Source organism: Candidatus Viadribacter manganicus (assembly GCF_001679665.1).
Classification (GTDB): domain Bacteria; phylum Pseudomonadota; class Alphaproteobacteria; order Caulobacterales; family Aquidulcibacteraceae; genus Vitreimonas; species Vitreimonas manganica.
The window spans coordinates 1,418,409-1,444,999 of the sequence record NZ_CP013244.1 but is presented as its reverse complement, the minus strand read 5'-3'; the positions used below and the strand labels follow the sequence as shown (position 1 = coordinate 1,444,999).

Annotated in this window: 27 protein-coding genes; 12 read left to right on the top strand and 15 right to left on the bottom strand. The window is 59.7% G+C overall.

Annotated elements, in window-relative coordinates; all coding sequences use genetic code 11:
• Window positions 1-41: 41 nt before the first annotated feature.
• The 3 genes from ATE48_RS20410 to ATE48_RS07465 all read right to left on the bottom strand — a co-directional run bounded on the left by ATE48_RS20410 (window position 42) and on the right by ATE48_RS07465 (window position 2,534).
• Window positions 42-587, bottom strand: a complete 546-nt coding sequence (locus tag ATE48_RS20410) for an SMI1/KNR4 family protein (protein WP_066769637.1) — start codon at window positions 585-587, stop codon at window positions 42-44.
• A 229-nt stretch (window positions 588-816) separates the two neighbouring features.
• Window positions 817-2,283, bottom strand: a complete 1,467-nt coding sequence (locus ATE48_RS07470) for a HipA domain-containing protein (RefSeq protein WP_066769634.1) — start codon at window positions 2,281-2,283, stop codon at window positions 817-819.
• Window positions 2,280-2,534 carry a helix-turn-helix domain-containing protein gene (locus tag ATE48_RS07465; protein ID WP_066769632.1) on the bottom strand — a complete coding sequence of 85 codons (255 nt, stop codon included), beginning with the start codon at window positions 2,532-2,534 and terminating at the stop codon, window positions 2,280-2,282. Before ATE48_RS07465 ends, ATE48_RS07470 begins: the two co-directional genes overlap by 4 nt.
• 418 nt (window positions 2,535-2,952) lie before the next feature.
• Between ATE48_RS07465 and ATE48_RS07460 the strand changes: the two genes are divergently transcribed.
• From ATE48_RS07460 to ATE48_RS07440, 5 genes are all read left to right on the top strand, one after another.
• A complete protein-coding gene (locus ATE48_RS07460) occupies window positions 2,953-3,627 on the top strand; it encodes a helix-turn-helix domain-containing protein (protein ID WP_066769629.1) in 675 nt (224 codons plus the stop codon).
• The gene (locus tag ATE48_RS07455; RefSeq protein WP_066769626.1) at window positions 3,627-4,853 is read left to right on the top strand and encodes a type II toxin-antitoxin system HipA family toxin; all 1,227 of its coding nucleotides are present in this window, start codon (window positions 3,627-3,629) and stop codon (window positions 4,851-4,853) included. The genes ATE48_RS07460 and ATE48_RS07455 overlap by 1 nt, the downstream gene beginning before the upstream one ends.
• Window positions 4,854-5,356: 503 nt before the next feature.
• On the top strand, window positions 5,357-6,646 hold the full coding sequence (locus ATE48_RS07450) for an OmpP1/FadL family transporter (protein WP_066769624.1): 1,290 nt from the start codon (window positions 5,357-5,359) through the stop codon (window positions 6,644-6,646).
• Between the two features lie 10 nt (window positions 6,647-6,656).
• Entirely contained in the window at window positions 6,657-7,079 is a 423-nt protein-coding gene (locus ATE48_RS07445) for a YeeE/YedE family protein (protein WP_066769622.1), read from the top strand.
• Window positions 7,076-7,546 carry a DUF6691 family protein gene (locus ATE48_RS07440; protein WP_066769619.1) on the top strand — a complete coding sequence of 157 codons (471 nt, stop codon included), beginning with the start codon at window positions 7,076-7,078 and terminating at the stop codon, window positions 7,544-7,546. Before ATE48_RS07445 ends, ATE48_RS07440 begins: the two co-directional genes overlap by 4 nt.
• 191 nt (window positions 7,547-7,737) lie before the next feature.
• On the opposite strand, the gene ATE48_RS07435 is transcribed toward ATE48_RS07440, so the two are convergent.
• Complete coding sequence (locus ATE48_RS07435) at window positions 7,738-8,307, bottom strand: TetR/AcrR family transcriptional regulator (RefSeq protein WP_066769615.1); 570 nt, start codon at window positions 8,305-8,307, stop codon at window positions 7,738-7,740.
• 64 nt (window positions 8,308-8,371) lie between these two features.
• Here ATE48_RS07435 and ATE48_RS07430 point away from each other — a divergent pair, with 64 nt between their 5' ends.
• Together ATE48_RS07430 and ATE48_RS07425 are read left to right on the top strand one after the other, a co-directional pair.
• A complete protein-coding gene (locus tag ATE48_RS07430) occupies window positions 8,372-9,415 on the top strand; it encodes an alpha/beta hydrolase family protein (RefSeq protein WP_228126842.1) in 1,044 nt (347 codons plus the stop codon).
• Window positions 9,416-9,679: 264 nt separating this feature from the next.
• Complete coding sequence (locus ATE48_RS07425) at window positions 9,680-10,435, top strand: SIMPL domain-containing protein (protein ID WP_066769610.1); 756 nt, start codon at window positions 9,680-9,682, stop codon at window positions 10,433-10,435.
• 933 nt (window positions 10,436-11,368) lie between these two features.
• Here the strand turns inward: ATE48_RS07425 and ATE48_RS07410 are convergent.
• The 3 genes from ATE48_RS07410 to ATE48_RS07400 form a co-directional block, all read right to left on the bottom strand.
• Window positions 11,369-12,067 carry a TVP38/TMEM64 family protein gene (locus ATE48_RS07410; RefSeq protein WP_066769601.1) on the bottom strand — a complete coding sequence of 233 codons (699 nt, stop codon included), beginning with the start codon at window positions 12,065-12,067 and terminating at the stop codon, window positions 11,369-11,371.
• A 122-nt stretch (window positions 12,068-12,189) separates the two neighbouring features.
• A complete protein-coding gene (locus ATE48_RS07405) occupies window positions 12,190-13,866 on the bottom strand; it encodes an ArnT family glycosyltransferase (RefSeq protein WP_083197208.1) in 1,677 nt (558 codons plus the stop codon).
• A complete protein-coding gene (locus ATE48_RS07400) occupies window positions 13,863-14,621 on the bottom strand; it encodes a glycosyltransferase family 2 protein (protein WP_066769599.1) in 759 nt (252 codons plus the stop codon). Before ATE48_RS07400 ends, ATE48_RS07405 begins: the two co-directional genes overlap by 4 nt.
• 204 nt (window positions 14,622-14,825) lie before the next feature.
• Here ATE48_RS07400 and ATE48_RS07395 point away from each other — a divergent pair, with 204 nt between their 5' ends.
• Complete coding sequence (locus ATE48_RS07395) at window positions 14,826-15,374, top strand: GNAT family N-acetyltransferase (RefSeq protein WP_066769597.1); 549 nt, start codon at window positions 14,826-14,828, stop codon at window positions 15,372-15,374.
• Window positions 15,375-15,690: 316 nt separating this feature from the next.
• Here the strand turns inward: ATE48_RS07395 and ATE48_RS07390 are convergent, their stop codons facing one another.
• Complete coding sequence (locus tag ATE48_RS07390; protein ID WP_066769594.1) at window positions 15,691-17,430, bottom strand: carboxylesterase/lipase family protein; 1,740 nt, start codon at window positions 17,428-17,430, stop codon at window positions 15,691-15,693.
• 173 nt (window positions 17,431-17,603) lie between these two features.
• Here ATE48_RS07390 and ATE48_RS07385 point away from each other — a divergent pair, with 173 nt between their 5' ends.
• The 3 genes from ATE48_RS07385 to ATE48_RS07375 all read left to right on the top strand — a co-directional run bounded on the left by ATE48_RS07385 (window position 17,604) and on the right by ATE48_RS07375 (window position 20,287).
• On the top strand, window positions 17,604-18,398 hold the full coding sequence (locus ATE48_RS07385; RefSeq protein WP_156767653.1) for a hypothetical protein: 795 nt from the start codon (window positions 17,604-17,606) through the stop codon (window positions 18,396-18,398).
• A gap of 84 nt (window positions 18,399-18,482) precedes the next feature.
• The gene (locus ATE48_RS07380) at window positions 18,483-18,746 is read left to right on the top strand and encodes a hypothetical protein (protein ID WP_066769590.1); all 264 of its coding nucleotides are present in this window, start codon (window positions 18,483-18,485) and stop codon (window positions 18,744-18,746) included.
• Between the two features lie 416 nt (window positions 18,747-19,162).
• Complete coding sequence (locus tag ATE48_RS07375) at window positions 19,163-20,287, top strand: oxidoreductase (protein WP_228126841.1); 1,125 nt, start codon at window positions 19,163-19,165, stop codon at window positions 20,285-20,287.
• Window positions 20,288-20,306: 19 nt separating this feature from the next.
• Here the strand turns inward: ATE48_RS07375 and ATE48_RS07370 are convergent, their stop codons facing one another.
• From ATE48_RS07370 to ATE48_RS07355, 4 genes are all read right to left on the bottom strand, one after another.
• Complete coding sequence (locus tag ATE48_RS07370; RefSeq protein WP_066769587.1) at window positions 20,307-20,780, bottom strand: DUF2269 family protein; 474 nt, start codon at window positions 20,778-20,780, stop codon at window positions 20,307-20,309.
• Window positions 20,780-22,075, bottom strand: coding sequence for an SDR family oxidoreductase (locus ATE48_RS07365; RefSeq protein WP_066769584.1), 1,296 nt, complete (start codon window positions 22,073-22,075; stop codon window positions 20,780-20,782). Before ATE48_RS07365 ends, ATE48_RS07370 begins: the two co-directional genes overlap by 1 nt.
• Window positions 22,076-22,369: 294 nt before the next feature.
• On the bottom strand, window positions 22,370-22,963 hold the full coding sequence (locus ATE48_RS07360; protein WP_066769582.1) for a hypothetical protein: 594 nt from the start codon (window positions 22,961-22,963) through the stop codon (window positions 22,370-22,372).
• 5 nt (window positions 22,964-22,968) lie between these two features.
• Window positions 22,969-23,910: a sterol desaturase family protein gene (locus ATE48_RS07355; RefSeq protein WP_066769579.1), complete on the bottom strand. Its 942-nt coding sequence runs from the start codon at window positions 23,908-23,910 to the stop codon at window positions 22,969-22,971.
• 89 nt (window positions 23,911-23,999) lie between these two features.
• Here ATE48_RS07355 and ATE48_RS07350 point away from each other — a divergent pair, with 89 nt between their 5' ends.
• Window positions 24,000-24,944, top strand: a complete 945-nt coding sequence (locus tag ATE48_RS07350) for a LysR family transcriptional regulator (RefSeq protein ID WP_066769576.1) — start codon at window positions 24,000-24,002, stop codon at window positions 24,942-24,944.
• 147 nt (window positions 24,945-25,091) lie between these two features.
• On the opposite strand, the gene ATE48_RS07345 is transcribed toward ATE48_RS07350, so the two are convergent.
• The 3 genes from ATE48_RS07345 to ATE48_RS07335 are packed head-to-tail and all read right to left on the bottom strand — an operon-like array spanning window position 25,092 to window position 26,588.
• Window positions 25,092-25,514 (bottom strand): copper uptake system-associated protein, encoded by a 423-nt coding sequence (locus ATE48_RS07345; protein WP_066769572.1) that lies wholly within the window; start codon window positions 25,512-25,514, stop codon window positions 25,092-25,094.
• Entirely contained in the window at window positions 25,498-26,040 is a 543-nt protein-coding gene (locus tag ATE48_RS07340) for a YcnI family copper-binding membrane protein (protein ID WP_066769568.1), read from the bottom strand. Before ATE48_RS07340 ends, ATE48_RS07345 begins: the two co-directional genes overlap by 17 nt.
• 59 nt (window positions 26,041-26,099) lie before the next feature.
• Entirely contained in the window at window positions 26,100-26,588 is a 489-nt protein-coding gene (locus ATE48_RS07335) for a copper chaperone PCu(A)C (protein WP_066769565.1), read from the bottom strand.
• Between the last annotated feature and the right edge of the window lie 3 nt (window positions 26,589-26,591).

Genomic DNA, 26,591 nt, shown 5'->3' with positions numbered 1-26,591 from the left:
ACGAATTGAGCGCCTTAGCCGGTCGTGATTTTGTCCGCGACTTAGTCGGGATAATATGGCGAGACCACAACGCGGTATCGCTCCCCCATGTCTTCGCCCGCGGCCCACGCGGTGATCCACTCTCGCAGGCTGGAGCACTCCTCAGGCCATCCATCAACTTCAGAATCTGCAGCAACAACGCGGGCGCTCTCACTGTTGCAGTCGATGCATGAGTAAGATGCGCAACCCAAATAGCAGAACGGCAGCAGGCGTTGCGGCCATCGCCAGTCTGGATCGCTTTGTTTCCGGCGCTCGAGGCAATCTAGGTACAAAGAAACAAGCGTGGCGCCTTGGTCATCGGTCCAGCCGCTAGAGAGTCCGATGATGCCGCATCCGGGCCCGAAACCGCCGTTTGCTATCTTCAAGTACAGGTCAACGAGATCACGAGGCAGCGGGAAGCCGAGTTCATTCTCAGCCGTCTTGATCTGCTCCAGGCTCGCTCTTGCGATCAGCGTAGATCCAGCGCCTACGTTGTTGAGAAGGTCTGTTCGCGTCCGAGCGTCTTCGGCGCGGAAACGAACGCGGTCTAAGAGTTCTTGACTCAGCATGGTCTGACGTTAGCGGCCTGGGCGGCAAATGTCGCGCTTCGGCGACTACACGCCATTGAGGCGTGAGCTAAGCCACTGACCGCAATGGAGGGCGGTCTCAAACGGTGAGCGCAACACGTACGTTCTGTCGAAAAAAGTCCGAGAGGTCTTCGGCCCTCCTGTTGTGTCGGAGGCTGTCGTCGAAGTTCATGGCCTGGCGGCGCACCGCCTTGCGTTCGCAATTTCCCTGCTAGACCTCACGCTCAAGCAATTGAAGTGAGCGTCGGCCATTGAACAATAGCCCACGGTCAACGAGGCGCCTGATAGCGCTGCTCAGCGTCGTGGGCGGGACGCCAATGGCGTCGGCGATCGATTTTTGCGTACCCGAGATCATGCCGCCATGCGCGCGCAGGTGCTCTAGGAGCAGGGCGTCGGAACGAGCGGGCTGGCCGGCGCGTCGCGTGCGTGCGCGTGGTTGTGCGGGGACTAATGCAAGGCCGCGTGAGAGCCCAAGCGTATCGCGAATGCCGCTCTCCCAGGCCGCGCGAATGCGTTCGCCGATCTCAAACTCGCTGTTCTTGAAGTGGCGCGCGAGCGCGGGAGCCGTGTCGGCGAGCGCGTCCGCGGTCGCTTCCAATATCGCTTCGATGCGGGGCGTTGACAGCCCGCATCGTAATTGGCCAAGGCGTATGAGTTTGGGCCGATCTGGCCAGCGCTTCGAGCCTTCCAGGCTCAAAGCCATCAGGTCGGGCGGGATGTAGGCTGTTGTGTTGACAATGTCATATACCGGCGCGAGGCGCGAAGCGCCGTTCACGTTCTCATAGACGATGCCAAAATTCTTAAGATGCGCGTCGCCGTTGCGAAGGGCGCAATTGAGGACGAAGAGTTTGAACAATTGCTCGAAGGCGTTGGGCAATTCGATCGGGTCCAAATAATCGCGGAGTCTTTTGAACACCCGCGTTTCGTAGGAGCCTTCGTATTTCTGAGCAGCGCCAAGGGCGCTAAGGACGCAAAAATCTTCAAATCCGAGATACGCGCCGTCTGCAAGATCGAACCTCTCGACGACGAGCGCGCCGCCGTCATCTGAAAGTTCGAAATGGGGAACGGGAAGTCCAAGGGCGCGCGCGGCTGTGAGGCAATAGAATTCATTTGCGGCAAGCTCAGGATATTCTTCGCGCTCCCAGAACTTCACAATGTGCGTGGCGCTTTGGATTGTCGGCGAACGCCTTGCCTTCTTGTCGGAGGTGTTGGCGTCCGCCGAGCGGATCATGACTTTGGGCTGAACGCCGGAAAGGCCTGAATGCTGCGCGAAACGCTGCAGCAAATACTCAAACAGCTCGTTGCTGTGTCGCGTACGGAGAATTTCCTGGATGGATTGAGTGGGGACCTTTTCCTCAAGATCGCGATCAAGGGGGGAATATCGAGTGCGTCCGATCTGGCTTGCTCCAACGACCTCAAGCAGATCGAGATCATCGAAACGATCTGACGCTTTGGCGAACATGCGCTGGAGCCGCTCGCGCAAGGCGCCTTCGGGAAGGTTCATCTCGAAGATCGGCGCAAGGCCCCGATCAGTGTTCCAGGATTCGAGGCGAACGGGCATTGTCACCGAAACCGCCCGGTCGGCCGCGGCGTCGGGGGCATAGGCGAAGACGGAGCCCCGAGCCTTAGCGCGGTCGAGAACGCCGGCGCGTTCGCCATCGGTCCAGACGCGTATCATTCTTCTCGCTCCGCGCGCAGATCATCCAGCGTGGGGCGTTGGCGATTGAGCGTGGTGATACGTAGATCAAGCTCGAGCGCGCCCAGGATCTTCATCAGGGTGTTGAAGCCGATGTCTGGGAGGCGGTCGTTCTCCAGCGGCGCGACCCGGCTCCGGGCGACCTTGGCCCTTTGCGCAAGCTCTTGCTGGGACAAGCCGAGTTCACGCCGGCGCTCTCGGATCCTTTGGCCGATGGTGGTTAGGTCGATCATGTTGACCTTTATAAGGTACAAATCTACGGCATTGCTTCAATATGTATCGTAAAAGAGACAGTACAACAAGTCTGCCGTCCCATATAAGATACAAATATCGCCCAAAGCCAATTATGTATCGTATACGGGACATAATCAGGCTGATGCCATATCGCGTCGAACGCTCGGTAGACACCGACCACGACTTGGCCGCGACCTTAGCTTCAAGCCAGAGCGCACTCTCAGCCAGTCCGCCGACCCGGCAGCCAAGACCGCGCCATTCGCGCCTGATCCCGCTTGCGTGCGGTTGGCTTCAATCTCATGATGCTTTGTTTGATATCAAACACATTACCTGATGTAGATTGCAGCATCGGTGTGGTTTGATATTTACGGTTTTGTCGATATATATTCAGATATCACCACATCGGATTGATATCGTATGAAGCATCAGGCTCAACTTAAGGCGCTCGGAGCCCTGTTGCGGAAGGCGCGCGAGGCCAAAGGCTGGAGCCAACGCGAGCTCGCGGCCCGTAGCGGCGTCACTCAGGCCAACATTTCGAAGATCGAGACCGCGCAGGTGGATCTCCTATTCTCAACGCTGATCGAGCTCGCGCGCTTCCTCGATCTGGAAGTCACGTTGGCTCCCCGCCAGGCCGCGCCGGCGATCGAAGCGATCATCCGCGATGTCGCCGCCGCGCGCGTGCCGGTGCAAATTGCGCGTGACCTTGAGCGCATTAGGGTGGCTGCGCGCGCCGTGCGCGAGGGGGGCGAAGGGGTGCTGGCGGATGCGCCGGAATCTTTTCACCTCACTGCGCGGCGCTTGGATGAGGCCGCGCGCACCGCGGCGTTGGCGGGGGCGTCCTTTGCAGCGCCGTTCGCAGCTCGCGAACTCGCGCGCATCGCCAACCAGGTGGCCGCCGCGCAAAAACTGGTGGCGCCGTCGCTCAAGGGGCACGCAGATTTCGTGGCCCGCAATCCGAAGATGATCGAGCAGGCCGAGCGGCGCTTGGCCGAGGCCGCGCGCGCGCTCGCCTTATTGCGCAATACGGTCGTGCACCGCGCCGCCGACGAGCAGCGGCCGGCCTACACGCTCGATGACGAGGAGGGCGCGTGATGGCGCCGACGCTCAATATCCTCGAGGTGCTGCTGGGGGATCGTGTCATCGGCGCGCTGACGCGCCAGGGCGGCGACCAGGTGTTCTTCGCCCTCAACCAGGACTACATCGACGACGACGCGCGGCCGACGCTCTCGCTTTCTTTCAAGAGCGCAGCCGGGGGCCTCATCACTCAACCGCGCCAAACACAGACGCGCCTGCCGCCTTTCTTTTCCAATCTGCTTCCGGAAGGCGCGCTCAGGGACTATCTCGCCAAGCGCGCGGGTGTGAACCCTGAACGCGAATTCTTCTTGATGTGGGTGCTGGGCCAAGATTTGCCGGGCGCGCTCACGGTAAGACCCGCCGAGGGGCAAACTCTGCCGCCGGGTCTCGAAGGTGAAAGCGAACCGCGCGGCTCTAACGCGGTGCTGCGTTTTTCGCTCGCCGGCATGCAGCTCAAATTCTCTGCGTTAGAGCGCGCCCAAGGGGGGCTCACTATCCCTGCGCGCGGGGTGGGCGGGGAATGGATCGTAAAACTTCCCTCGCTCAGCCACGCGCACGTCGCCGAGAACGAACTTTCGATGATGAGCTTGGCGCGGGCGGTGGGGATCGAGATTCCGGAGTTTCGCATGGCGTCGCTGGATGAAGTCGAAGGTCTGCCCGATGGGCTGGCGGCGGCGCAGCCCAACGCCTTCGCCATCCAGCGCTTCGACCGCACGCACGAGGATGGGGGGAAGGTCCACATCGAAGACTTCGCGCAGGTGTTTGGGCTCTATCCTGCGCGTAAGTACGACGCTCTGAGCTACGCCAATATCGCCAAGGTCATTTGGACCGAGGCCGGCGAAGACGATGCGCGCGAATTCGTGCGCAGGCTGGTGTTCAACGCACTCATTGGCAATGGCGATATGCACGCTAAGAACTGGTCGTTGATCTATCGCGACGGGCGAAGCCCCAGGCTCTCCCCGGCCTACGACTTCCTATCGACGCTCTCTTACATCGAGGGAGACGGGCTGGGCTTAAAGCTCGGACGTGTGAAAGCGTTTTCCAAACTGACGTGGGATGAGTTCGACTATCTCGCAGCCAAGGCGGGCTTGCCTCAGCGCTTGGTCTCGACCACGGGGTTTGAGACGGTGGAACGGTTTCGGGAGGTATGGGCTAAGGAAGCCCAGCACTTGCCGCTGCCCGGGGCAATCCGCGCGCCGATCGAGGCCCATCTCGCCGGCCTTCCAATCGCCCGCGCCAGTTAGAGGCGCGTAACCCTCAACCCAGTCGATCGCGCCATTTACTCATTCGCCGCTGAATTCTCTCAGCTGAGCGTTCTACTGCCTCTGTTTCACTGGCGGGGTAACAGCGTCGCGGTAGATTGGGACTGCGACGGGAAAGCTCCTGTCAGGATTTGGCATCGAATATCGCACCGAGACGACCGAGGAAGAGTCGGTCTGACATGTTCTTGCTCACGCTGGCGCAGGCGGCGCCGACCTCGTGGGATCGGGCGTTGTCACTGTCATCGCTCCACGATCTCTGGGTAGAGTAATCGCCTCGCTTCGACAGCTGCCTTACCGATGATTGTTGTCGACAAGAGCGCGCCGAGTTGACGGGCGCGGCGCGACCGGCTGGCCGAGTGCAGTCGGGGTAAACGCACACTTTAGCTCACCGCTATTGCTGGCTCGCCACGCATAACCCCACCATTTCGGTCGAGTTTTTGCCGGCCGAAGCTTCGGCCGCGGTCCAAGTCGCGGGAGGGTATGTCATGGCGAGAAAAAGCAGGGGCGTCTGGAGCGGGTGGGGTCCGCTGCTGGCTACTGGGTGGGTGCTTTTGGGCGCCGGCCCGGCCTTCGCCACCGACGGTTACTTCTCTCATGGGGCGGGCGCGCAGCAAAAAGGCGCTGGCGGAACCGCTATCGCAAGCCCGCGGGACTCGCTCAGCATTGCGTCAAATCCGGCGAACGCGCTGTCCCTCGGCAATCGGCTCGATGTCGGCATTGAACTGTTTCGCCCTGATCGCTCGGCCAGCATCGTTGGGAACGCGTTCGGCGCTGATGCATCCTATGATGGAAACGGAACCGAGACTTTTTTCATCCCGGAGTTTGGCTACGTTCGCCAACTCAGCGACAACATCGCTCTGGGCGTCACCGTCTACGGCAATGGCGGGATGAATACGGATTATCAAACCAACCCCTTCGCGCGGTTTGGCGCTACAGACGACGCCGGCGTCAACTTCGAGCAATTATTCATTACGCCGACAATCGCGTTTCGCCTTGGCGAAGGGCAGAGTGTCGGCGTCTCCGCAATTATCGTGGGGCAGGCATTCCGCGCCAAAGGCATTGGCCCGTTTGCCGCCGCTTCCAGCGATCCTTCAAACTTTACCAATCGCAGTACCGATACGGCCTTCGGCCTCGGTGCGCGCGTTGGCTGGCTTGGGCAATTGAACGATCGTCTGCGCGCAGGCGCGTACTATCAGTCGAGGGCCTACACGCAGGATTTCGAGAAGTATCGTGGGTTGTTCGAGGATCACGGCGCATTCGACGTGCCGTCCAACTATGGCGTTGGCGTAAATTACGCGCTGACAGATTCGATCAATCTCGCGTTCGACATTCGGCGCATCAATTTTTCGGAGGTCGACGCGGTCGGCAACACGCTCGCGCCGCTTCTTGTGTCGGGTATTCCATTTGGCGCCAGCGGCGGGCCTGGATTTGGTTGGGAGGACGCCACCAGCTACAAGCTTGGCGTGGATTGGCGCGCTTCGCCGTCGCTGACGCTCCGCGCCGGCTATGACCATGCCGATAATCCTGTCCCCGCCGACCAGACGTTTTTGAACATCCTGGCGCCCGGCGTCGTCGAGGATCAGTACACGATCGGCGCGACTTATGCGCTCAACGATCGCGTCGAGCTGAGCGGCTATGTTCTTTACGCGCCAGAGCAGACCGTCCACGGGCGAAACTCAATTCCACCGGGCGCGCCTCCGGGGTTTGGCGGCGGCGAGGCAAACATCAGCCTTGGCGAGACCGCGGTCGGTTTCGCGATCGGATGGCGTTACTGAGGGGACCGCGATGGCGCTGCTTGAAGTGTTCGGACCTGCATTGATGGGTGGCGCGCTGATTGGGCTCGCTGCCGGCGGGCTCTATCTGCTTACTGGGCGAATAGCGGGCGTAAGCGGCGTTGTTGGCGGTGCAGTTCTGCTCGAGCGCGGCGTATGGCGCTATGCCTTCGTGGCCGGGCTGATCGCGGCGGGGGTGGGGGGCGCAGCTTTAAACATCCAGCCTGCGCAAGCGCTCAGCGGTGTCGCCTGGCAGACGCTTGGCGCCTCCGGTGTCGTCGTGGGACTTGGAGCGGCCATCGGGTCGGGATGCACGAGCGGCCATGGCGTTTGCGGGCTTGGGCGCCTTTCGAGCCGTTCGCTGGCGGCCGTCGTCACTTTCATGACCAGTGCAGCGCTCACGGTATTTGTCGCTCGTCATGGCATCGCGCCATGAGCGTCATCTTGGCGTTTCTCTTAGCGCTTCTGTTCGGCGTTGGCCTTATTGTGTCGGGAATGACGGATCCAGCGCGCGTGCTTGGGTTCCTCGACGTGGCGGGCGCATGGGATCCTTCACTTGCGTTCGTCATGGGTGGGGCTGTCATGGTCGCCGCGCCGTTTTTTCTTCTGGCGCGCAATCGAGAAAAGCCGGTTTTCGCCGCCGCATTCGAGCCGCCTCAGTCTGCACGAATAGATCTGCGCCTCATTGGCGGCGCTGCATTGTTCGGCGTGGGGTGGGGACTGGCGGGCCTTTGCCCAGGTCCCGCGCTTGTTGTGCTGGGGCTTGCGCCGCAAGCGGTGTGGCCATTTGTCGTTGCGATGATGATTGGACTGGGCGTTGGCCGGTGGATTGGCAGAGCACGCCGTGGTGTCGAGGGAGATGTTCGCGGCGAGCTGCGCGCGCAATCGGAGGCAACCTCATGAAAGTCTATTGTCGCGCAGCAACGCACTGACACAGACACCGCGCCAAAGAGCTTGACCCCGCCGCAATGCGATGGCGCCTCGCCAAGTTGTTCGCCGTCATCTCACGATGCGCAAGAGAGTGCTCTTGAGAACACGCGCCCGCAACACCGGTATCGATCTCGCCCGCCAATAGCTGTGATCCGACACCTCCGCTAATCGTCTGCGCTCGCCGTTAGTGAGAGCAGGCTGTTCTTCATGGCGCGCTTGTAGAGGGTTTTAAACTTCTGCTCGCCGCCTGCGATGCGCCCTGTGCGGTAGAGCGTTACAAGACCAAGAGACAAGGCAAAGAGTGTGAGCAGCACGTCTTCGGCCTTTCGTTTGCCAAGGACAAGACGTTGCACAAGTTCAAGCTGCAAGGTGACTGTGGGTGATCGGTTGGCAAGAAAGATATCTGGATAGCGATGCGACGCTGCTGACGACAACAAAAACGCCGCCTCGAATTTTCGCGGATCTTCGAGTGCAAAATCTAGGTAGGCGTCGCTTGTCTTTATGAGCCATCTTGCTGGGGTGCATGGTTTGATTGCGGCGATGCGGCGCTGCCACTCTTCCAGCCCCTCCATCATCAGCGCATTGAGCAGCGCCTGCTTGTTTTCGAAGTGGCGGTAGATCGCCATCGGCGTGAGGCCGACGCGCGCAGCGACGTCTCGCAGCGAAAGCCCCGCTTCGCCGCCCTCATTGAAGGCTTGCCGCGCCGCAGCGAGAATATCGGCTCGTGTTGACATTGAGTATACGGTGTATACAAAGGCGCGGGTCAGGCAAGAGCACAGGCGCGTCGGGGTGGACGGCATGATGAAAATTATTCTGAGAGTCCTGATCTGGGTGCTGGCGCTGCTTGGCGCAGGCGTTGGCGTGCTGACTGTTAGTTTGTTGGCGAGCGCGATCCGTCCCGCCCGCAACATCGGCATTGATCAGGTGCAAGTCAGCGACGCGGGCGGCGGCTCAATTGGCGTGCTTATTTATTATCCGACGCAGAGCAAACCGCAGCTGACCTGGATGGGTTTGTTGTTTGCAGATGTGGCGCCGCGAGCACCGCTCGCAACCGGCCAACACGCGCTTGTTGTGATATCGCATGGGACGGCAGGCGCCGCGACGAGCCACATCGATACGGCCATCGCGCTGGCGGAGCGCGGTTTTGTCGTCGCAGCGCCGATCCACAATCGCGACAATTTTCAAGATCAGTCCGGTATCGGTGCTGCGTCCTGGATTGCAGATCGCGCGCGCGAGATCCGCCGTGTCAATGATTTCATGCTGACGCAATGGCGATTTCGCGCTCAGATCGACGCCAACCGCATCGGCTTGTTTGGCTTTTCCGCGGGTGCGACGACGGCGCTTATCAATGTTGGCGCGCAACCGGACTTTGCGCTGGTCACGTCAGATTGTCGCCAGCATTCACAATTCGTGTGCCGACTCTTGAGGCCCGATGTGACGCTTCAAAGCGGGGCGGAGCAGGGTTACGACTCACGTATAAAGGCGGTCGTACTCGCGGCGCCTGGGCTGGGCATGGGCTTCACCAGGACGAGTTTGGCGCGTGTCAACATCCCGGTTGCGATTTGGGCGGGCGATCGCGATGTGAATGCGCCGCTCGCCGGTAACGCCGCCGCTATAGCCGCCAATTGGCCGACGCTGGTGTCCGTGCATGTGGCGCAAGGCGCTGGGCACTTTTCCTTTCTCGCGCCATGCGGGCCGCTTGGGCTTTTGCTGCCGCCGATGCTGTGTTCGGATCCGGCCAATTTCGATCGGCGCGCCTTTCATCAAACGTTCAACAGCGAGGTCGCCGCTTTTTTTGAGGCGCGTCTGGGGCGTGACCCGCCGTTAGATGAAAGACCATAAAAGAGCGTTGGGGGGAGGGGCGCACGCTAGCCCATTGCGGAGCAGGTTTGTGGGCGAGTGGATGGGCTTTACGCCGCTTCGGTGCGTTGTACGTCCTCTGCTGCACCCATCCAGAGATTTTGGAGGGTAAAGTAGTAGCGCGGGTGACGGGGGTTGGATTGACTTAGCCCTTGGCGCGCCTGTGACCCCTAAAAGGTGAGCGGCTCATCACGAATTTGCCGCAAGCCCGCTGACTATGGGCGGACAATTGCATTGGGGAAATTGATGAGATCCTGGATCGCCAGCCTCGGCGCTTTGATTGTTTTGATCGCCACGCCAGCGTCGGCGCAGGTCATGGAGCCTTTGCGACCCTACGATCCAGCGGTCGTTCGGGTGGCGGGTCGCGCGGAAGTCTATCTGCCTCCGGATGAAGCGCGCATTCGTCTGTCGTACTATGCACCTGGGCGTACGGCTGCTGAGGCAACCAACGAGGTTTCCGCGCGCACACGGGCTCTCGATACTGCGGTCCGCGCCATCGATCCACAGAATGTAACGGTCGAGCGCACCGATGTTTCGGTGACGCCGGTGATGCGCGAAGGAGGTGATCGTCGTCCCGATCGTATCAATGGATACGAAGCGAGCGCCGGTGTGACGATACTCGTGCGCGATCTGGCGTTTTTGGGGCGGGCCGTAGAAGTTGCAGTTAACTCGGAACCGGATGCGTTCAACGACGTTGTGTTTTCTCTTCGTGACACCGCTCGCGCGCGGCGCACTGCACGCGAAGCAGCCATCACTGACGCCGTCGACAAAGCGCGCGTCTATTCAGAGGGGGCCGGACATCGCCTCGGGCGACTGCTGTTAGTGGAAGAAGGTGCAAACAACATGATTGCTCAGAGCGGCAATCGCGCGGTGTTTGCGGCGCGCAACGCCCCGTCCGCCGAGCAGGCGGTCATGCCCCCGACAATCGCGCCCGAGCCCTTACTCTACACAGCTGAGGTTTCCGTCGTGTTCGAGGTCGGGGCTGCCTTGGCCGCGCGATAAGCCAGCGCGGCGAGAGTATTTCAGCCGGCTTCGAGCGGGCCGGAAAGGCGGCTCATTTGAAGATCGGCGGCGAAGACGAGTTCTACCAGGGCGCTTGGCGCGGGCGGGACCGTGAACGGCGCGGTGGATTTTGGCGAGGCTCTTCTCTCGTCAGCGTCCACATACGGCGATCGTGACCAATCGACCGCCTTCGGCCAAGTGGGATCGCAAGGGTCGACCACCCATGCGGATGCTGTGGAGCGCGTGAGCCAGTCTAAATCTGCGCGATAGACCCGATGGCCAGGAGGGTTAGCACGCCTGCCCACAAGCCGATGACAGGCGCGACAACCAGCCAGTCCACCTGGGTGACGCCTAGCGTTCGCTGGGGTGGTGTTTCTTCATGCTGCGGCGGGGTAGCGGCAGTTTGGTATCGGGCCATAACCAAGTCTCCTGCGGAGCCCAGGATGTGGCGCGCAGAACTCGAACGTTTGCGTTCGATCAAGCTGGCGAAGATGTCGCAATGTTGCGTTTCGGCGATGAGAAGTGTGACAGTGTGGAGTTCTTGAGGGTCAGTGGAAGAGATCTCTGTCTAAGTTGTTATCGCAATCTCAGTCATCGCTTCGATGCATTGCCGTGGCAGAGGGCATCGATGTTTGCTGCAAGGTCCTGGTTCCACCACTGGTCAACTTCGTCTGGCCAAACCAATAGGGCACAATAGATTTGCTCAGCGTTCTTGAATGAATCGCTTTGAGCCATCGCGCGAGCCAGAGCGACAAACTCGGCTTGGGTCTTTGGTCTTGTTCGCATCATCTGGAACCCAACGGCCAGTTCGCTTCAGCGCATTGCGTGTGATCAAACATCGCCAAATTTGTTCGCGTGTGCGCGAGTTTCGGGCGCGTCGTTCTTTGACGTGGCGGCGCCGTGTTGGGAGACAATACGCCGTCGCGACGAGTGCTAAGCAGCGTCTTGGCGCTGGCGGATGAAGCGGCGCACGAGCGCCATCACAATGAGCCAACCCACGATAGCCGCAACAGCCATGAACGCTGCGGAGGCGAGATCACCCTTGAGTGCATTGATGACACTTTCGCCAGCAAAGGCGATCAACGCTGTCTTGGGCAAGACACCAATAGCTAGTCCGCCAAGGAAGGCCGCGAAGCCGACGCGTGCTGCCCCGAACGCCATGTTGACGACAACGAATGGTGCAGAGGGCACGAGGCGAACGACAAGGCTCGCTAGAAAGCCGTTCCTGCCTATGAAGCTCGTAAGGCGCCCGTTTGGCCCTGAGTGCTTTTGCGCCGCGGCCCTCGTCAGACGTCCGGCCGCATAGTTGAGGGCGCCGGAGACAATGGTCGCTATCCAAGACAGCCAAAACCCCTGCACCGGTCCGAACGCAATCACGCAGGCGCCGATCAGTAGGATTTGCGGCGCGCCGACGTAGGACATAAGCGAAAAAACCGCGATTGTGACCGGGACCGCGAACGGTGTGCGTCGCGCTTCACCCAACGTAGTGTTGACGAACGTCATCAGATCGTCGGCGAAGTAGAGGCGCCCGATCACGAGCACAAAGATCAGAGTGATGATAATGGCGGCCGCAATCGCGACCATGCGCAAGCGGCGCTTATCGATGTTATTTACGAAGCCGAGCAAACGCACACCGCTACTTCGAGATTGGGCGCTTGACGCGGCGCCAGAACCACACCCTCATCACCGATCGCTGAAATGTATACACGACGGCATTGGCGTGCCGATAGTTTTGGTTGCTGGCGCGCAAGCTATTAATCCGCGTCCAGCCTGTAGATCGTGAGGACGACCTCTTCGCCGGTGCTGTAATTTGATCCTGCAACTTCAGCTACGGGTTCAATCGCCCCGCCTGCTTGCGTCACAACATTCAGGAATTCCCCGTCGCCAACGTCCGCCAGAATGAGCGTGCAGGTGGGGTCTTCAAAGGCGTTCTGGGCGGCTTCATCAAGTGTGTCAGGATAAAAAATCTGCCCGCGCTCGTATAAGAAGACGAGGCTTGGCTCGCGATAGGAAAAACTGACAACGCTGGTGTTGTCACAGCGTTGGGCTTGGTTGAGCGCTGACACAAGACGCGAAGATATGAACGCCCGGTCGAGGCTCGGAACGACTATTCCGTAATTGTTGACCGAGACGATCGCGGCGCTTGCCACCGCCGCCACGAGAGCTGCGCGCAAACGTCCCTTGGCCACGAGCCATAAGGCTGCGAGCGCTGAGACAATCGCCGCGCTCGCCAGTGCGACACAATAGGGCGTGACCGAACCCTGGAAATGGAATGCCAAAGCCAAAGGTCCGATCGTGATGGCCGCCCCGGCGAGGAGCCAGATCAAAGTCGCGATGGCGAAGAGCCATGGGCGGGCGAAGAAGCGTAGGCGGTCTGCGTGAACCAATCCGGCCGCGGCCAGTATCGCGAACGCCGGAAGAAGCGGCAGCGTATAGTGAGGCAACTTCGTTCCGGAAAATTCGAAGACAAGCCAGGCAGGTACGATCCACGCCAGACAAAACCGCACCCCGGCGGATTTGCGTTCCAGCCAAACAAAGGGCGCTGACAAGATTGCGAACAGACTGCCGGGCCAAAACAAAACCGGCCACAGCGCCAAGTGATATCCTGGAAAGCCGCCGTGCGATTGGTGGGCTTGGGTTAATTTGCCGAGAACGCTGTACCCAACCGCGGTTCGAAAGAAATCTCCGTGTGTTGAGATACCGATGGCTACGTACCAAGGCGCGGCTATCGCAAGCATCAGCGGCGCGCCCCAGATTGGCTTGAGTTTGCCCAGCCAAGCGGTGCGCCGTTCGATGATGATCAAGGCGAGAATTGTTCCGCCGACGATCATCAATGGAATGGGCCCCTTGAGCAGGATGCCAACGCCAAGCGCTATCCAGAACAGAGCGGCCCACCTGCTCGTACGCTCCTGCGAGTCACGCGACAGATATATCTTCGCCAGACTTGCCTCGGCCAAAAGCACGGCAAAACACAAGGTCGCATCAATTTTCGCGATGTGCGCTTCAATGCCCAGCAAGACACAAGATGCGATCAGCGCTGCGGCGAATCTCCCGGTGAGGGGGCCAAACAAGAGAGCGCCGAGCCACCACGTTACAAACACAACGCCGATCGCTGAAAGCCAGGATGGCATTCGGTGGGGCCAAATCTCGCGCGCGTCGACATCGCCAAATACGGAGACGGCCGCCACCTGCAGCCAGTAGATGCCGGCTGGCTGTAAGTTGCGCGGCGTGTCTTGATACCTGACCTCGACGAAGTCGCCGCTCTCGATCATCTGACGGCTGGCTTGTGCGAACCGTGGCTCGTCGCGATCAATTGGCGGGATGCTGGCTTGACCCGGCAAAAGCATGGTTAATGCCAGCACGAGAAGTAACAACGCCATGCCGCGCTTCGACGACACTGCGTTCTTGATCTGGTTTATAAGCACGCTCATGCTGACGGTGGTTCGACAAATCGAGGCGCGCGCGTGCGTGAGCGCAGCCACATGACGCCGGCGAGATCACCAACGCCCACTAGAGCCCGGCCCCAGTTCGTGTATTTCGAATGGCCCGCTGCCCGAGGGCGGTGGTTGACTTCATGAAGCACTAGGTCATGTCCGTAGGAGCGGAATAGCGCGGGCAAAAAGCGATGCATTCCTTCGAAGACAGGAAGCTGCAGGAAGGCCTCACGCTTGAACACCTTCAAACCGCACGCCGTGTCGGGACAGCCATCATTCAGGAGCGCTTGGCGGATGCCATTGCCAATTTTGGTCGCCACCAGGCGCGGCCAAGGGTCGTTGCGCTTTGCCCTCACGCCGGCCACTAAGGGCGAGCCGCCGGCGGCCAACGCCAGGCTCAGCATCTTGGCGATGTCGACCGGATCGTCTTGACCGTCGCCGTCCATCGTGCCGATCCATTCGCCGTGCGCGGCGGCTACGCCGCTTCTGACCGCCTGAGACTTTCCGCAGCGTTTTTCGTGGCGAACAAGCCGGACCAGATCCTTCGGGAGCGTGCGAATGCGTGAGACGGTATCGTCCGAGGAGCCATCGTCGACGAAAACGATCTCAAACGAGCCGCTGTTTTCGAACGCACTGATAATCTCAGCAGCGACCGACGCCACGTTCTCGGCCTCGTCAAGAACGGCGATCACTATTGAAATGCGAGGGCTCAAACTTGATCCTTTGCAGCCAAAGAGTGATGGGGTCCACATTTCGGCGCCCCGGTAGAACCTTGTGCATGGCGTTGGCGGTCGACAAGCGCAAGGGTCTCATACCTCCACGGTCGCAGACTGGCTAATTGTCGGGTTTTGCGCGTATGCGGTTTCGGCGCCTGACCGCAATCGACGAGAATTTCTCTTCAAAGCAAGGGATTGCTGCGCCATTGCGTGAGCGATTTATTTCGCTAGGCCTTTGCGATGCAAATTCAGACCTCTCGCCTTATCTTGCGCCCGCCCATCAAGGATGATTTCGAAGCTTGGGCGCTGATGGAGGCGGACGAGAGCGTCAAGGCAAATACGGGCGCCGTGCAGGATCAACGCGAGAGCTGGGGCCAGTTGCTTTCAATCGCCGGCCATTGGTCGCTCATGGGTTGGGGGTCGCTCTGCGCTATTGAAAAATCCAGCGGCCGCTTCGTCGGTCGCTTTGGCCCATCAAAGCCGTTCGGATGGCCGGCCGTTGAGATTGGCTGGATGCTCTTACCCGAATTTCAGGGCAAAGGCCTTGCCGTGGAGGGCGCCATTGCGGCGATGGATTTTGCCTTCTCAGAACTTGGCGAAAAGCGCGTCATCCACACGATCAGGCCAGCCAACATTGCGTCGCGAAAGCTCGCGCAAAAGCTAGGTTCGAACAATTTGGGACCGATCAAGTTGCCGGCGCCGTTTGAAGACGTTCTCAATGACGAGTGGTCGCAGACAAGCGAGGAGTGGGTGAGGAGCCGCCAACGTCTGACTTCGCCAATGTCTTGAATCGGCGATTTGCGCCGAGCCCGGATGTGATCAATCGCAGGATTGGAGCTGCTCTGTTGCGTTGCCATGGTGCACTCGTGGCTCGCCCTGCCAGAGGAGGGCGCATGTCACTTGAGCAAGCATCTTATGTGAGCCAGATCATAAGCTCTATCGCGGTGCTGGCGTCGCTTTTGTTTGTCGGCCTTCAGATCCGACACAACACGCGATCGCAAGATGAGCGTCCAGCGAAGTGGAGTTCATGCGATCAGTGATTGGGCGCAGGTCCCGTGTGCTCTTTTAGCGTTCAAAAATTCGAGGCGCTGGGCAATTGAACGGATCATTGCGATGGATCCGGCGTTGCGCAGCGGGCGCCGTCTAATCCGGTCAGTTCAGGATTCCAGCGCTCGGTCGCGTTAAAGACTTGGCATTGTTCTTCATTGGTCTCCAAGCGGCGATCATTGAAAATGTCTCGCGCAATCTGATCTGCGCTCTCAATATCGTCGCTGATACGCACGCCGCCGTCTGAGGCCGCATCAAGGATCATGGTGGCGGGGCCGCTCGCTGATCGGGCGCCCGTCCATGTCGGCAAATCGCCATTGACGCCGCGGCCGGGTGCGCCGGTTCGTGCAAACTCCACCCAATAACTCATCATTGCATCTGAGAGTGCGACCCGTTCATCTTCGTTGGCGTTTGTGAAGGCGAACCGATCAAAGGCGCCCAGCAATTTGAAATGGCCGAACACGAATGGAATTTCCATGGAGTGCGCAGCGCCTAGAAGGCGCCCTAGATCGGTGAACAGAATGGCGCCCTGATCATCCCAGTCGAACCGATAGGTGTAGACGGCCCCATTGCCCGCCTGCGACATCGAACTTGCCGGCGCATCTACCGCCGCGGCGCGCCACATACGGCTCTGATAGCTTGAGACTGCATCATAGAAAACCGGGTCGCGCGCTTGCGGGAAGAGCCAAAGCACCCGGCGCGTCAATTCTGGATTGAGCGCATTGAAGAGCTTGGTTTCATCGCGATTGGTCCCGAGCATGACGGGCACATTGTTATAGCTATCGCCATCTTTAATCGCAGCTTCAATGCCGGCTGCGGGGAGGACGACACCGTCGGCGATTACTCGTGGAGGATCAAATGCGCCGCGCGATGTATCGTAGGCGGCGAAGATTGCATCCAGAGGAAGGTCACGAAGCGCTTGGCCGGTGACGGTGGTGTTTGCAAGCATGCGCGCTGCGACCGCGATTGCAGAATCTGGGCGTCGGTTTTCGCCTAGGCCCTCTGCTTCGGTTAGCGCCGTGGTCTTGAACGAGCCTGATTGCACGATTGCGCGATGAAAGAGTCCGCTCGCGCGAGGGCTTGCCAGCAGGGCGGCGACGTTTTGGCCACCGGCGCTCTCGCCGAAGATGGTGACAAGGTTTGGGTCGCCGCCAAAGACCGAAATTTCATCTCGAATCCATTCCAGCGCGCGGATGTTGTCGAGTGTTCCAAAGTTGGGCGATGCGTCGTCTGGGCGTTCACCGCCTTCGCGCAATGCGGAGTGTGCGAACCAGCCGAGCGGACCCAACCGATATTGCACCACCACGACGATGAGGTTGTGCCGTCGCGCAAGTTCGGAGGCGTCGTATTGTTCAGCGCGCCCCCAAACGTTTGACCCGCCATGGATCCACATCATCACCGGAAGGCGTCTTTGGGCCGCAACCTCGGAGGTCATTGCCGGCGCGTAGATATCTAAAAAGAGGCAATCTTCTTGTCCTGCAAGCTCGCCCCAACGCGATTGGCTTACCCCGTCGAGTGCGGACAAGACCTGGGGACACCAAGGCGAAGGCCCGCTTGCATCGCGAACGCCGGACCATGGCGCTGGCGGGCGCGGAGCGCGCCAGCGTAAGGGACCCACTGGCGCTGCCGCAAACGGGACGGCGCGCCAGATGTGGACGCCGTCCAAAACGCGCCCTGCAAGTGCGCCGGTCGAAACTGTACGCACGACGCGCGCTGCATCGTCAGGCGAGGCTTGTGGTTCTGCAACGCCCAAGCAGGCGCTGAGCGCAAAGGCGAGAAGTAAACAAAAGCGCTTCATGGGGCCGGCCTTGGAGAGTGCGATTTGATGCTACACTAAATGCAACCCCGCATGCGGCAATGCTGGCGTAACGTAAGGCGCCCGTGCGGATCTGGTGTATGCTCATCTGCGTTAGAGCCCAGCGTGAGCCAAATTGGCTTTCTCGCCGTATGAACAATTTTAAGGGCCGCCTCATGGCTAAGGTTTTACGTTCTGCGCTCATTGTCGGGGCTGTGATTTTCGCAATCGCAGTGCCGAGTTTGCAGGCGATCTATCAGTTTGGATTGTCTGCGGCGGCCTTCTCATTTCAAGGCGACGATATCTTGCGCGTGGCGGGCTATGCCTTTGCGATTTGGGGTCTGCTTTATCTCGGCATGATTGGCTATGGCGTCTATCAAGCTTTGCCTGTGGCCTGGTCCTCGCCGATTGTTGCGATCTATGCTTGGCCTTCGGCTATCGCCATAGCCGGTTGCGGTCTTTGGATCCTCATGGCGGCGCTGAATTGGACTTGGATGACGGTGCTCGTCATTTCGCTCTCCGCTCTTGGTCTGATGATGGCTATAGTTCAAGCAAAGGGCGCAGGAAGCGTTCGCGACAAGCTGTTGGTGGCGCTGCCGCTCAATCTACTCGCCGGCTGGCTTACGATCGCATCGATCGTCAATCTGGTGACGGTGCTGACGATCGAGCGGATCGTCACCTCTGATCAGGCGACCATGATCGGCTATGCGGCGGTTGGCGGGGCGACATTCATCGCCGCCATCGTCGCGGTGTTTGGACGAAGCGCCTTTTATTTGGCGCCAATCATCTGGGGCCTTTTGGGAGTGCGTGCGGCCGAAAGCGTGCGCCATTCGTCCATCGCCGATGCGGCAGGCCTTGCTGTCTTGGCGCTCGGCGCGCTGGCGCTCGCGCTTTTGGCGCTCTGGGTTTTCCGCGCCATGGGATCAAAGCCAGTTGGAGACAAAGCGTCGGGTAAGAAGGCCGCACTCTGAAAGCCAAGCGACGCGCCAAAATGGCGCGCACAAGTTTGATGTGACGCAAAGGCGTTAAAGCGGATTGGTGGCAGCAAGCTGGCCATGCTGGACCGCAATATTATCCGCAAGATCTATGAACTTCCTGACGATGCGCCGGTGCGCAACGACTTGGAGGCACTGATCAAAATCGCCATTTGTCTTGCCGACACCGGCGAGTTCGCTGAGGCAAGGCATTTACAAGTGTTCTTGCAAGCGATGGGCTTTCCTCTTGCTGAAACGCTGGACGATGACCTCGCCGAGGCCATCGATGCGCGTTGTCGCAGAGCAAGGTGGCGTGCAAAGTCGGCGCGATTAAAATCAGGGTGAAGGATCGTGGTGCGGCTGGCCGAGGCCGGCGCATCCAGCGCCGATTGAGCCTTGTTTGGACCGCAGATGACGGGGCGGAGGTTTGCATTTGCCCTGGCAGCTGGATCGTTCGTTGAATGCGCCGAAGATCGGGTCCCATTGATGCACGGTCACATTTTCAAACCAATCTTTTCAATCAAACCTGCGGGCCCATAGGGGTCGCTTGGCGCCAATGCGTCGGGCGCTGCGCGAGCGGGCGCGGCCATGACCAATGTTGCAGCTCATTGCGGTGAATGCGCAAAAGCTCCAGAGGCAAGCAGCGAGCCCGTGTTTGAGGCGATCTTGGCGCCAAATAATGTGAGGTCGCAGGCGCCGCCATCCAGCTTGGTCGAAATGCTCATGATTGATCACATTGAGCGACATGTTTCAGATCTTCAATGTCAGGCTGGGCAAGGGCGAGGCTGCAAGTTTTGCAGCGTCAGGCGATCGCGCTTGGGCCAGGTTCGAAGAAGGCAACCAACAACCAGATGGATCAGTCACTGAAAGCGCGCGGCGCTGAATTGCGCGCCGCTCAATTGTTCCCCATGAAGGGCGCTCAAAGGGGACTGAAGATGGATGCTGAAGCGGGTCAAGCGCCGGCCAATTGGGGTGAAGGCGATATTGGCGATCAGACCGGCAAGGTTGTTTTCATAACCGGCGCTAATATTGGGCTTGGGTTTGAAGCGGCGCGGATGTTGTCTGAGCGCGGCGCTAGAATTTTGATGGCGTGCCGCGATGAGAGCAAGGCGCGCGAGGCGATGGCGGCGATCAAGCGGCGCAATGGGCGCGCGGCGTTGGATTTCGTTGGACTGGACTTGGCCGATCTAGAGCAGGTCGCGGGCGTGCCCGAGCATGTGAAAACTCTAGGTGTGAGTTCGATCGATGTGCTTTTGAACAATGCGGGCGTGATGATGCCGCCCAAACGGCAAGAGACGAAACAAGGCTATGAGCTTCAGTTTGGCGTCAATCATTTAGCGCATTTTGCGTTGACGCGACTGTTGTTTCCGATGCTGGCGCCACAAGCGCGGGTCGTCACGGTCGCTTCGATTGCTGATCGACGCGGTGATATTCGTTGGGATGATCCTCAATGGCGCAAAGGCTACACTCCGTCTGCGTCGTACGGCCAATCAAAGACCGCAAACCTTTTGTTTACGCTGGAATTGAGCCGGCGTTTGCAGGCGGCAGGCAGTGCTATCATGGCATTGGGCGCCCATCCTGGTGTTGCGATGACCAATCTTGCGACCAGCAGCACTTTGGGGCCTTGGCTCTGGCTGGTGAAGCCGTTGGTTGCAATTGGCATTGGTCCTAAAGTTCAGAGCCCCGCAATGGGGGCGCTGCCTGAAGTCTATGCGGCGGTAGGGGCTGTTGAGCCTGGCGCTTATTTCGGCCCAGCTCAAAGAACCTTTGGTCCGCCAGCGCGAGCTGAGAGCCACAAGGCCCAACATTCTGGTGATGCGGCGGCAGCGAGGCGGCTATGGTCACTCAGTGAGGAGCTGACCGGCGCCAAATTTGAGGTTGTGTGAGGGCGCGCGCGCCGTTGCGTTAGAGAATGGCGGGCCGCGCCAGCATCAACCAAACGATGGCAAGGACGCTGAAGAAGGCCGGAAAGCCGCACCAGAACCAAAGCCGGTAAAGTTGGTGATAGCGTGCGGGCAGCGTTTGGTTTTGCGTAACTGCGTCTCGAGCAAGGTCTCGCATTTGATGCTGTAGCCATATAACGGGCAACCAAAATGCGCCGGTGAGACCATAGAGCCCCAGCGAGAGCACGATCCAGCCTTCGCTCAATGACCAGCCGGTTGCGTGTGCAAGCAACGCGCCCGTGATCGGCTGGATCACAACCGCGCTGGCGGTGAACAACCAGTCGCCAATCACCACAATGGCGGCCGTGTGAGCGATGATGCGCGGGTCGTTGGTGCGATGGGCCATCACCATGAAGAAGGCGATGCCGGCGCCTGTGCCCAACAATACCGCCGCGCCAATGACGTGAAGCCAGCGAAGCACGAGTGCGTAATCCATCAACGCTCCTCGATCAGCGCAGCGACAGCGAACGCTAGAGCGATCACTGGAATGATTTTGACGTAGGGGCCCAATGGGTCCGACCACAACGCCGGATTGGTCCATGTTCCAAGCATGAGATAGCAGAGCGACACGATAATGGCGCTTAGAGCCGCCGATCGCGCTGTCTTGCGGATACAAAGACCAATGCCGATCGTGATATCGAGCAGTGCGCCGCCGATCACCAGGGTCATTGCGTGCTTTTCGAGTGGGGTCTCGCGCAGCACTGCCGCGGCGCTATCTGCGCAGGCAAGCGCAATGGCGCCTGAGGTGATCCAAAAGCCGGCCAAGCATAAGATGAGAAAAGGGAAGGCGAGCTGAGCGCGTGCGAATATGCGTTCTTGCAAACTTGCAGGCAGAGCATCAAGCGACTGGCTTAAAGTCTTTAATGGACGCCCGAGCGCTTGGGGGGCTTGATTGGGCTCGCCCAATACGTTCGCCGCCAGCACTTTGAGCGCAGTGGTTCGTAACGGCGATCGCCAGCCAAGCCAGCCGGCGAGATCGGCGCAATATCCCAAGAGGGCGCCTGCCCATGTCGGCGCCGAAAAGTTGAGACGAGCCGGTTCAAAGCCGAGCCAACTGCGAAAGGCTGCAATGGTTTCGGCCAAGCTGTGCGCGGTGTGCTCCACCAAATCGAGCTCGTGATGGACGAGACGTTCGGTTGTGAGCGCGATGGCGACAGTGTCGCCAACATCTGAGGCCGCGACGGTCTGCAATCGTGCGTCAGCGAGCATCAAGGGTTGAACGAGGGGGAAGGCCGCGAGCATGCGCATAAGTGCGGTGCCGCCATAGGCGTAGGCGCTGATTACCAGACCAGGTTTCAAGATTGTCCACTGAAGCCTGCTTGCGCGCAACACCGCGTCCGCTTTGGCCTTTGTGCGCATGAACACGGTGTGTGCTTCAAGCGTAGCGCCCGGGGCCGAAATCTGTACGTATCGGCGTATTCCCGACACAGCGCAGGCATTGATGAGCGCCACGATCGCTTGGTATTGAGCGTTTTCCAATGTGTCGATGGCGCCGTCTTGTAGCGCGCCGGACGCGTTCACGACCGCATCGATATCGTGCAAATAAGGCGCCCATTGCTCAGCTTGGATCAAAGTGGCGAGATCAGCGCCAACCCAGTCGATGTTAGGCGCAAGTCGCTTGCCTTTAGCGGCGGAGCGGCCAAAGCCTACGACCGTCAATCCTTTTGCGCGCAGCGTGCGCACAATTTCAGATCCGATGAGGCCATAGGCGCCGAGCACTAACACACGCATTGCGCCAGCTAAGCGGCTTTGGCGCAGCGCGCAAAGCGGCGCAGTGTCCGGTCTTAAAAAGCCTTAGCTGGGCGGTGATCTTAAATCCCTCGAGCTTGCGTTGGAGCCAGGCGGCGCGCGGGGCGAGCCCAAGTGCTTGGGACCCGCAGATCCGCCAAAGGCTTCGCAAAAGCATTTGGTCAGTCTTGGGGCGGCTTTCGCGGGCCTTTCCGCTTTGATGACGTTCGCGATGAGGTTCATCGCCCTTATGCGCGCCAAGGTTTAGCTTGCAACATCGCTGGGCTAGATCTTAGCTCATCTATGTGACGCCAAAGGCTCGGCAGATCGCTGCTGCGCGGACCGGAGCGCCGCAACGACGCCGATCAGCCAGAGTGCTGTGATGAAATGAAAGCCGTGCCAGCTTAGCGCAGGGTCGAGAAATACCGACTGGCGAATAAATAAGATATTCGGCGCCATCAGTACAAACCCAAGGGCTGCAAGCGCGCGGTGTTTGCTATGCGGCTGGGTAGCCAAGAGCGCCGCGCCAACAACCAGTAACACAAGGAAGATGAGGCCGCCCAAGACGGCGCTCGCAAGGCTTGCCAGCGCCGCGCCGCTTGCGCCGGCGCAGATGACCAAGAGTGGCGCCGTCCAGCCGCGATGTTTGGCGATTTGGGCGACGATGAGAACGAGCGCGAAGGTTCCTCCCGCCTGTGAGGCGAGCCGATGCGCCGGGGCCAGCAAAGCCTCGGCGCCTGAGGCGATGCGGAGAATGCCGATGGCTGCGGCTAAAGCGAAGAGGGCAACGCCGGATGCGCCAAGCAGTTGCTGTGCTCGAACCAGGCGCCAAGCGCCCCACGCCGAGACCATAGAGATGGCGAGTTCGGAGATGATGTAATGAAGCGGCATCGGTCTTATTCGGCAGGCCGAGAGTGCAGGCGATTGGGGCCTCGAGGGCGAATGATGCCGGCCTCGCGCATGATCGTTTCGCTGGTCTGGCGCGAGTTATCGTGGCTCCATCCGGGCGGTGCGAAGACATAAAGCAGCCGTTGACCGAATGTCAGACCGCGCTGGAATGCATCGCGTGTCAGGCTCGCATACTCATGAAAGAGGATTGTGATCGGATTGTAGCTCTCGACGTTTTTGACCAATCCATAGATGGGCGGATCGGCTGCTTCTTCTGCAACGAAAGTGCCGAACAAACGATCCCAGATGATGAGTGTGCCGGCATAATTGGCGTCGAGATAGCGTGGATTGGCGCCGTGATGGACGCGATGGTGCGAGGGCGTGTTGAAGATAGCTTCAAACCAGCGCGGCATTTTGCCGACAGCTTCGGTGTGTAGGAAGAATTGATAGGTCGCGTTGACGACGCCGCAGAATGTCACCAGCAGCGGGTCAAAGCCGATGAGGACTAAGGGGATTTTCAGCAACATCGTGCCGGTGAAGTGTTTGGTCCATGATTGGCGCAGCGCCACCGCTAGATTGTATTGTGTGCTTGAATGATGCACGACGTGCATGGCCCAGACCCAACGGCAGCGATGGGCGATCCGGTGGTGGATATAAAAGCGCAGATCGTCGAGCACGAAGCAGAGCGCAAACATCGCCCAGTTGAGCGGCAGGTTTGCAAGCTGAAACGGCATCGCCAGCGATAGCAGCCCGAAGGTGATGAAGGCGGTGAGCGCGTTGGCCGGTAAGCTCATGAGCCCCAGAAAAATCCCGAGCGCGCTATCTTTGGCCACGTACGCGCCTTTGGCTCGGAATACGAAAATGGCGACCAACTCGATCGCCATCATTGAAAAGAACAACCCTATCGAAATGAGCTCGATGGGAAGGTCCATGGCCTGTTGCACGCTCATGGGCTCGCTCCTCGCCGTTGGCTCAGAATGCGCCGCGACAAAGCGGAGAACAATTGAATTAGAGCCGGTTATTATGCACCATATGGAACATGTCGTTTGATCTTGTCCTGGTCCGCAGGTTTGAAGCGGTATGCCGCCTGCGCAGCTTTTCGCGCGCTGCGGACGAACTGGGCCTTTCCCATTCGGCGATGACGAAAAGCATTCGCACTCTGGAAGAGGGCCTCAAGGTTCGCCTGATCGAACGGAGCACGCGCTCACTGGCGCCAACCGAAGCGGGTCAGCGCTTGCTCAAACGCGCGCCCGATCTGCTTGACCATGCAGAGGACGTGAAGGCCGCGATTGCCGCGGGTGCAACGCATCTCAATGTCATATGCGGCCCCGTCATTCTTGACGCGTTGGGACATCGCGCGCTGGTTGAATTTCGAACGAGAAGTCCAGACGTTCACGTTGCGATGCAAGTCATGGCGCCGGCGCTGGCCCTAGATCAACTCGTGCGGCAACGCGCCGATTTGCTTTTGCTTCACGAGAGCGTGGTTCGAGACTTTGCGGACAGAAAAGCCTTAAGCGTGACGCGGCTGATTTGTGAGCCCTATGTTGTTCTGTTTCGAAAAGGACATGCGCTTGAGCGTGCCGAAGGTTCTCTTGAGACTATGCTTGGTTTTGACTGGGCAGTCGCGGGGTTCGACATTCTGTTTCAGAATGCGTTGCCGCCAGCGCAGCGTGCGATGCTGCTAACTCGCGCCTTTCCGAAGTATCGGCTTGCCAGCCTCAGCGCTTGCGCGGAGGCCGCTGCGCGCAGTGACCTGCTTACGGTCGCGCCGAGCTCGGCGGCCTCAGCGTTAATGGCGGGGCGGGGGCTTGTCAGCGCACCGCTCCCTGGCAAGGCGCGATTTTCAGTTTGCGCTGTCACCCGCGCCGATGCTTCGGGATCGGCCCACATCGCGGCGTTCATAGATTCTGTTGCACGGCTCGCAACGACAGCCCCTGTTGGCCAATCCCAAATGCGGCCTGTTCCAAAGAAGAAGCGCCGATGACGAGAGCCACTGATCGCTGGCCGGCTGTGACTTTGCCGCTTTCGCATCGTCATGCTCGGTCAATCCAACCTTAAAGCTCGATGTTTTTTTTTTGGTCCGATATGATTTGACCTCAAGGCGCGTATAGATGAACGCCGCCAGCGAGCCTTAGTCTGCAAGCATCGAGCCCATGGCGGCGGCCGCGTCAAATCTTGACATCATCGAGAGCCTTTGAGGGGTGGTGCGACGTTCAGCTTGGTTGAGTTTGAAAGCCAGCGCCGCGGCGATGGGGCGCGAGATGCCGGCGCGCTGCAAGCCTGCGGCGGTGCGTAGCTCATCGCCGGCGCAAAGGCTGACTGACCAGACCCCGTCCCGCTTTTGCAAAAGTGCGCGCCCGCCGATTGAACCTTGGGTCCAATCGGCGATGGCCAAATCCGCTTCAATGACGATAGGGCCCGCCTCAAGCGGCGCATCTGGCCGATCCCAGCGCGCACGCAGCACAGCTTCGATGGCTGGCGCTTCATTGCGGCGCGCGCATGCGGCCAGGAGCGCAGCGCCGCTCAGGGCGGCGCGCCTAGTGATCGTGATCATGCATCTGCTCCATCACCATGGGCGCGGCAAGGGTGATCATAGCGGCCGGATGGGCGAGCCCATTCCAAGTGGCGCCGGGGGGTGGGATTTCGTCCCAATATTGGGCGCCGTTGGCGCAGGTTTGGGTGATGCGAAAATAAAGCGGACCGGTCTCATCAGGCAGACGCATCATGATGCCGAATTGGTCGAATTGATCGGCGTCGAGCGCGCCGCGCCAGGTGATGGCGCTGACGCGCTCGGAGATGGTGTGGCCGGCCTCTATTTGCAGCGGTGTGGCGAGCTGTTGATGCTCGATGCTGAGCCGCCAGCCGGGTTTAGGTTGGGGGCGCGCAATATTTATGCTCTCTGGAATTTCGACCCGAATGGCGCGTGTTGGGGATGTGCCGCAACCGTGGCCGATGCGAATGAAGCCGGCATAATAGCTGTTCGGTGCAGCTTGAGGGTCGGCAAAGACGACGTGTGCTGATGCTGTAGAGGAAAAACTCAGCGCTAATGCGCTAACAGCCGCGATGATGGTCTTGGTCATAAGAGGTTCCGGTGAGAATTGTGGCCGATCGCGTGATGATGCGCGCGATGTCGACGCCTTCAGTGATTATGTGCATGCGCGCCATGGCCGCTGCGTGCACGTACGATGAAGTTGGCCTCCACTTCGCCTTGATGTTCAAAGCGCAGCGTCACCGGGATTGTGGCCCCCTCGGTAAACGGCGCATCGATATCCATGAACATGATGTGCGTGCCTCCGGGCGCGAGCGTGACCACGCTTGCGGCGCCGATGGGGACATTGGCCAGCGCACGCATGCGCATAACGCCGTTGTCGATACTCATTTCGTGCACTTGGGTTAGCGCCGCGCGCGGGGTCGACACTGAAAGCAAGGTATCGGCGCGCGTTCCTGTATTGCGGATGGTGAGATAGCCGGCGCCGACGCTGACGCTAGGAAGCGTGGCGCCTGCCCAGGCGTCTTCAAGTATGATGGTGTTGGCGCTTTGCTGTTGGGCTTGCGATGCAGGAGAGCAGGCAATAGCCGCCAGCGCGAAGCTGGCGGCAAGCAGGCGAACGAAGTCATTGCGGTGCATGGG

Excerpts from the sequence above, each read along its gene's own strand:
- ATE48_RS20410 (WP_066769637.1), bottom strand. The coding sequence starts at position 587 with ATGCTGAGTCAAGAACTCTTAGACCGCGTTCGTTTCCGCGCCGAAGAC.
- ATE48_RS07470 (WP_066769634.1), bottom strand. The coding sequence starts at position 2,283 with ATGATACGCGTCTGGACCGATGGCGAACGCGCCGGCGTTCTCGACCGC.
- ATE48_RS07465 (WP_066769632.1), bottom strand. The coding sequence starts at position 2,534 with ATGATCGACCTAACCACCATCGGCCAAAGGATCCGAGAGCGCCGGCGT.
- ATE48_RS07460 (WP_066769629.1), top strand. The coding sequence starts at position 2,953 with ATGAAGCATCAGGCTCAACTTAAGGCGCTCGGAGCCCTGTTGCGGAAG.
- ATE48_RS07455 (WP_066769626.1), top strand. The coding sequence starts at position 3,627 with ATGGCGCCGACGCTCAATATCCTCGAGGTGCTGCTGGGGGATCGTGTC.
- ATE48_RS07450 (WP_066769624.1), top strand. The coding sequence starts at position 5,357 with ATGGCGAGAAAAAGCAGGGGCGTCTGGAGCGGGTGGGGTCCGCTGCTG.
- ATE48_RS07445 (WP_066769622.1), top strand. The coding sequence starts at position 6,657 with ATGGCGCTGCTTGAAGTGTTCGGACCTGCATTGATGGGTGGCGCGCTG.
- ATE48_RS07440 (WP_066769619.1), top strand. The coding sequence starts at position 7,076 with ATGAGCGTCATCTTGGCGTTTCTCTTAGCGCTTCTGTTCGGCGTTGGC.
- ATE48_RS07435 (WP_066769615.1), bottom strand. The coding sequence starts at position 8,307 with ATGTCAACACGAGCCGATATTCTCGCTGCGGCGCGGCAAGCCTTCAAT.
- ATE48_RS07430 (WP_228126842.1), top strand. The coding sequence starts at position 8,372 with ATGATGAAAATTATTCTGAGAGTCCTGATCTGGGTGCTGGCGCTGCTT.
- ATE48_RS07425 (WP_066769610.1), top strand. The coding sequence starts at position 9,680 with ATGAGATCCTGGATCGCCAGCCTCGGCGCTTTGATTGTTTTGATCGCC.
- ATE48_RS07405 (WP_083197208.1), bottom strand. The coding sequence starts at position 13,866 with ATGAGCGTGCTTATAAACCAGATCAAGAACGCAGTGTCGTCGAAGCGC.
- ATE48_RS07400 (WP_066769599.1), bottom strand. The coding sequence starts at position 14,621 with ATGTGGACCCCATCACTCTTTGGCTGCAAAGGATCAAGTTTGAGCCCT.
- ATE48_RS07395 (WP_066769597.1), top strand. The coding sequence starts at position 14,826 with ATGCAAATTCAGACCTCTCGCCTTATCTTGCGCCCGCCCATCAAGGAT.
- ATE48_RS07390 (WP_066769594.1), bottom strand. The coding sequence starts at position 17,430 with ATGAAGCGCTTTTGTTTACTTCTCGCCTTTGCGCTCAGCGCCTGCTTG.
- ATE48_RS07385 (WP_156767653.1), top strand. The coding sequence starts at position 17,604 with ATGGCTAAGGTTTTACGTTCTGCGCTCATTGTCGGGGCTGTGATTTTC.
- ATE48_RS07380 (WP_066769590.1), top strand. The coding sequence starts at position 18,483 with ATGCTGGACCGCAATATTATCCGCAAGATCTATGAACTTCCTGACGAT.
- ATE48_RS07375 (WP_228126841.1), top strand. The coding sequence starts at position 19,163 with ATGTCAGGCTGGGCAAGGGCGAGGCTGCAAGTTTTGCAGCGTCAGGCG.
- ATE48_RS07370 (WP_066769587.1), bottom strand. The coding sequence starts at position 20,780 with ATGGATTACGCACTCGTGCTTCGCTGGCTTCACGTCATTGGCGCGGCG.
- ATE48_RS07365 (WP_066769584.1), bottom strand. The coding sequence starts at position 22,075 with ATGCGTGTGTTAGTGCTCGGCGCCTATGGCCTCATCGGATCTGAAATT.
- ATE48_RS07360 (WP_066769582.1), bottom strand. The coding sequence starts at position 22,963 with ATGCCGCTTCATTACATCATCTCCGAACTCGCCATCTCTATGGTCTCG.
- ATE48_RS07355 (WP_066769579.1), bottom strand. The coding sequence starts at position 23,910 with ATGAGCGTGCAACAGGCCATGGACCTTCCCATCGAGCTCATTTCGATA.
- ATE48_RS07350 (WP_066769576.1), top strand. The coding sequence starts at position 24,000 with ATGTCGTTTGATCTTGTCCTGGTCCGCAGGTTTGAAGCGGTATGCCGC.
- ATE48_RS07345 (WP_066769572.1), bottom strand. The coding sequence starts at position 25,514 with ATGATCACGATCACTAGGCGCGCCGCCCTGAGCGGCGCTGCGCTCCTG.
- ATE48_RS07340 (WP_066769568.1), bottom strand. The coding sequence starts at position 26,040 with ATGACCAAGACCATCATCGCGGCTGTTAGCGCATTAGCGCTGAGTTTT.
- ATE48_RS07335 (WP_066769565.1), bottom strand. The coding sequence starts at position 26,588 with ATGCACCGCAATGACTTCGTTCGCCTGCTTGCCGCCAGCTTCGCGCTG.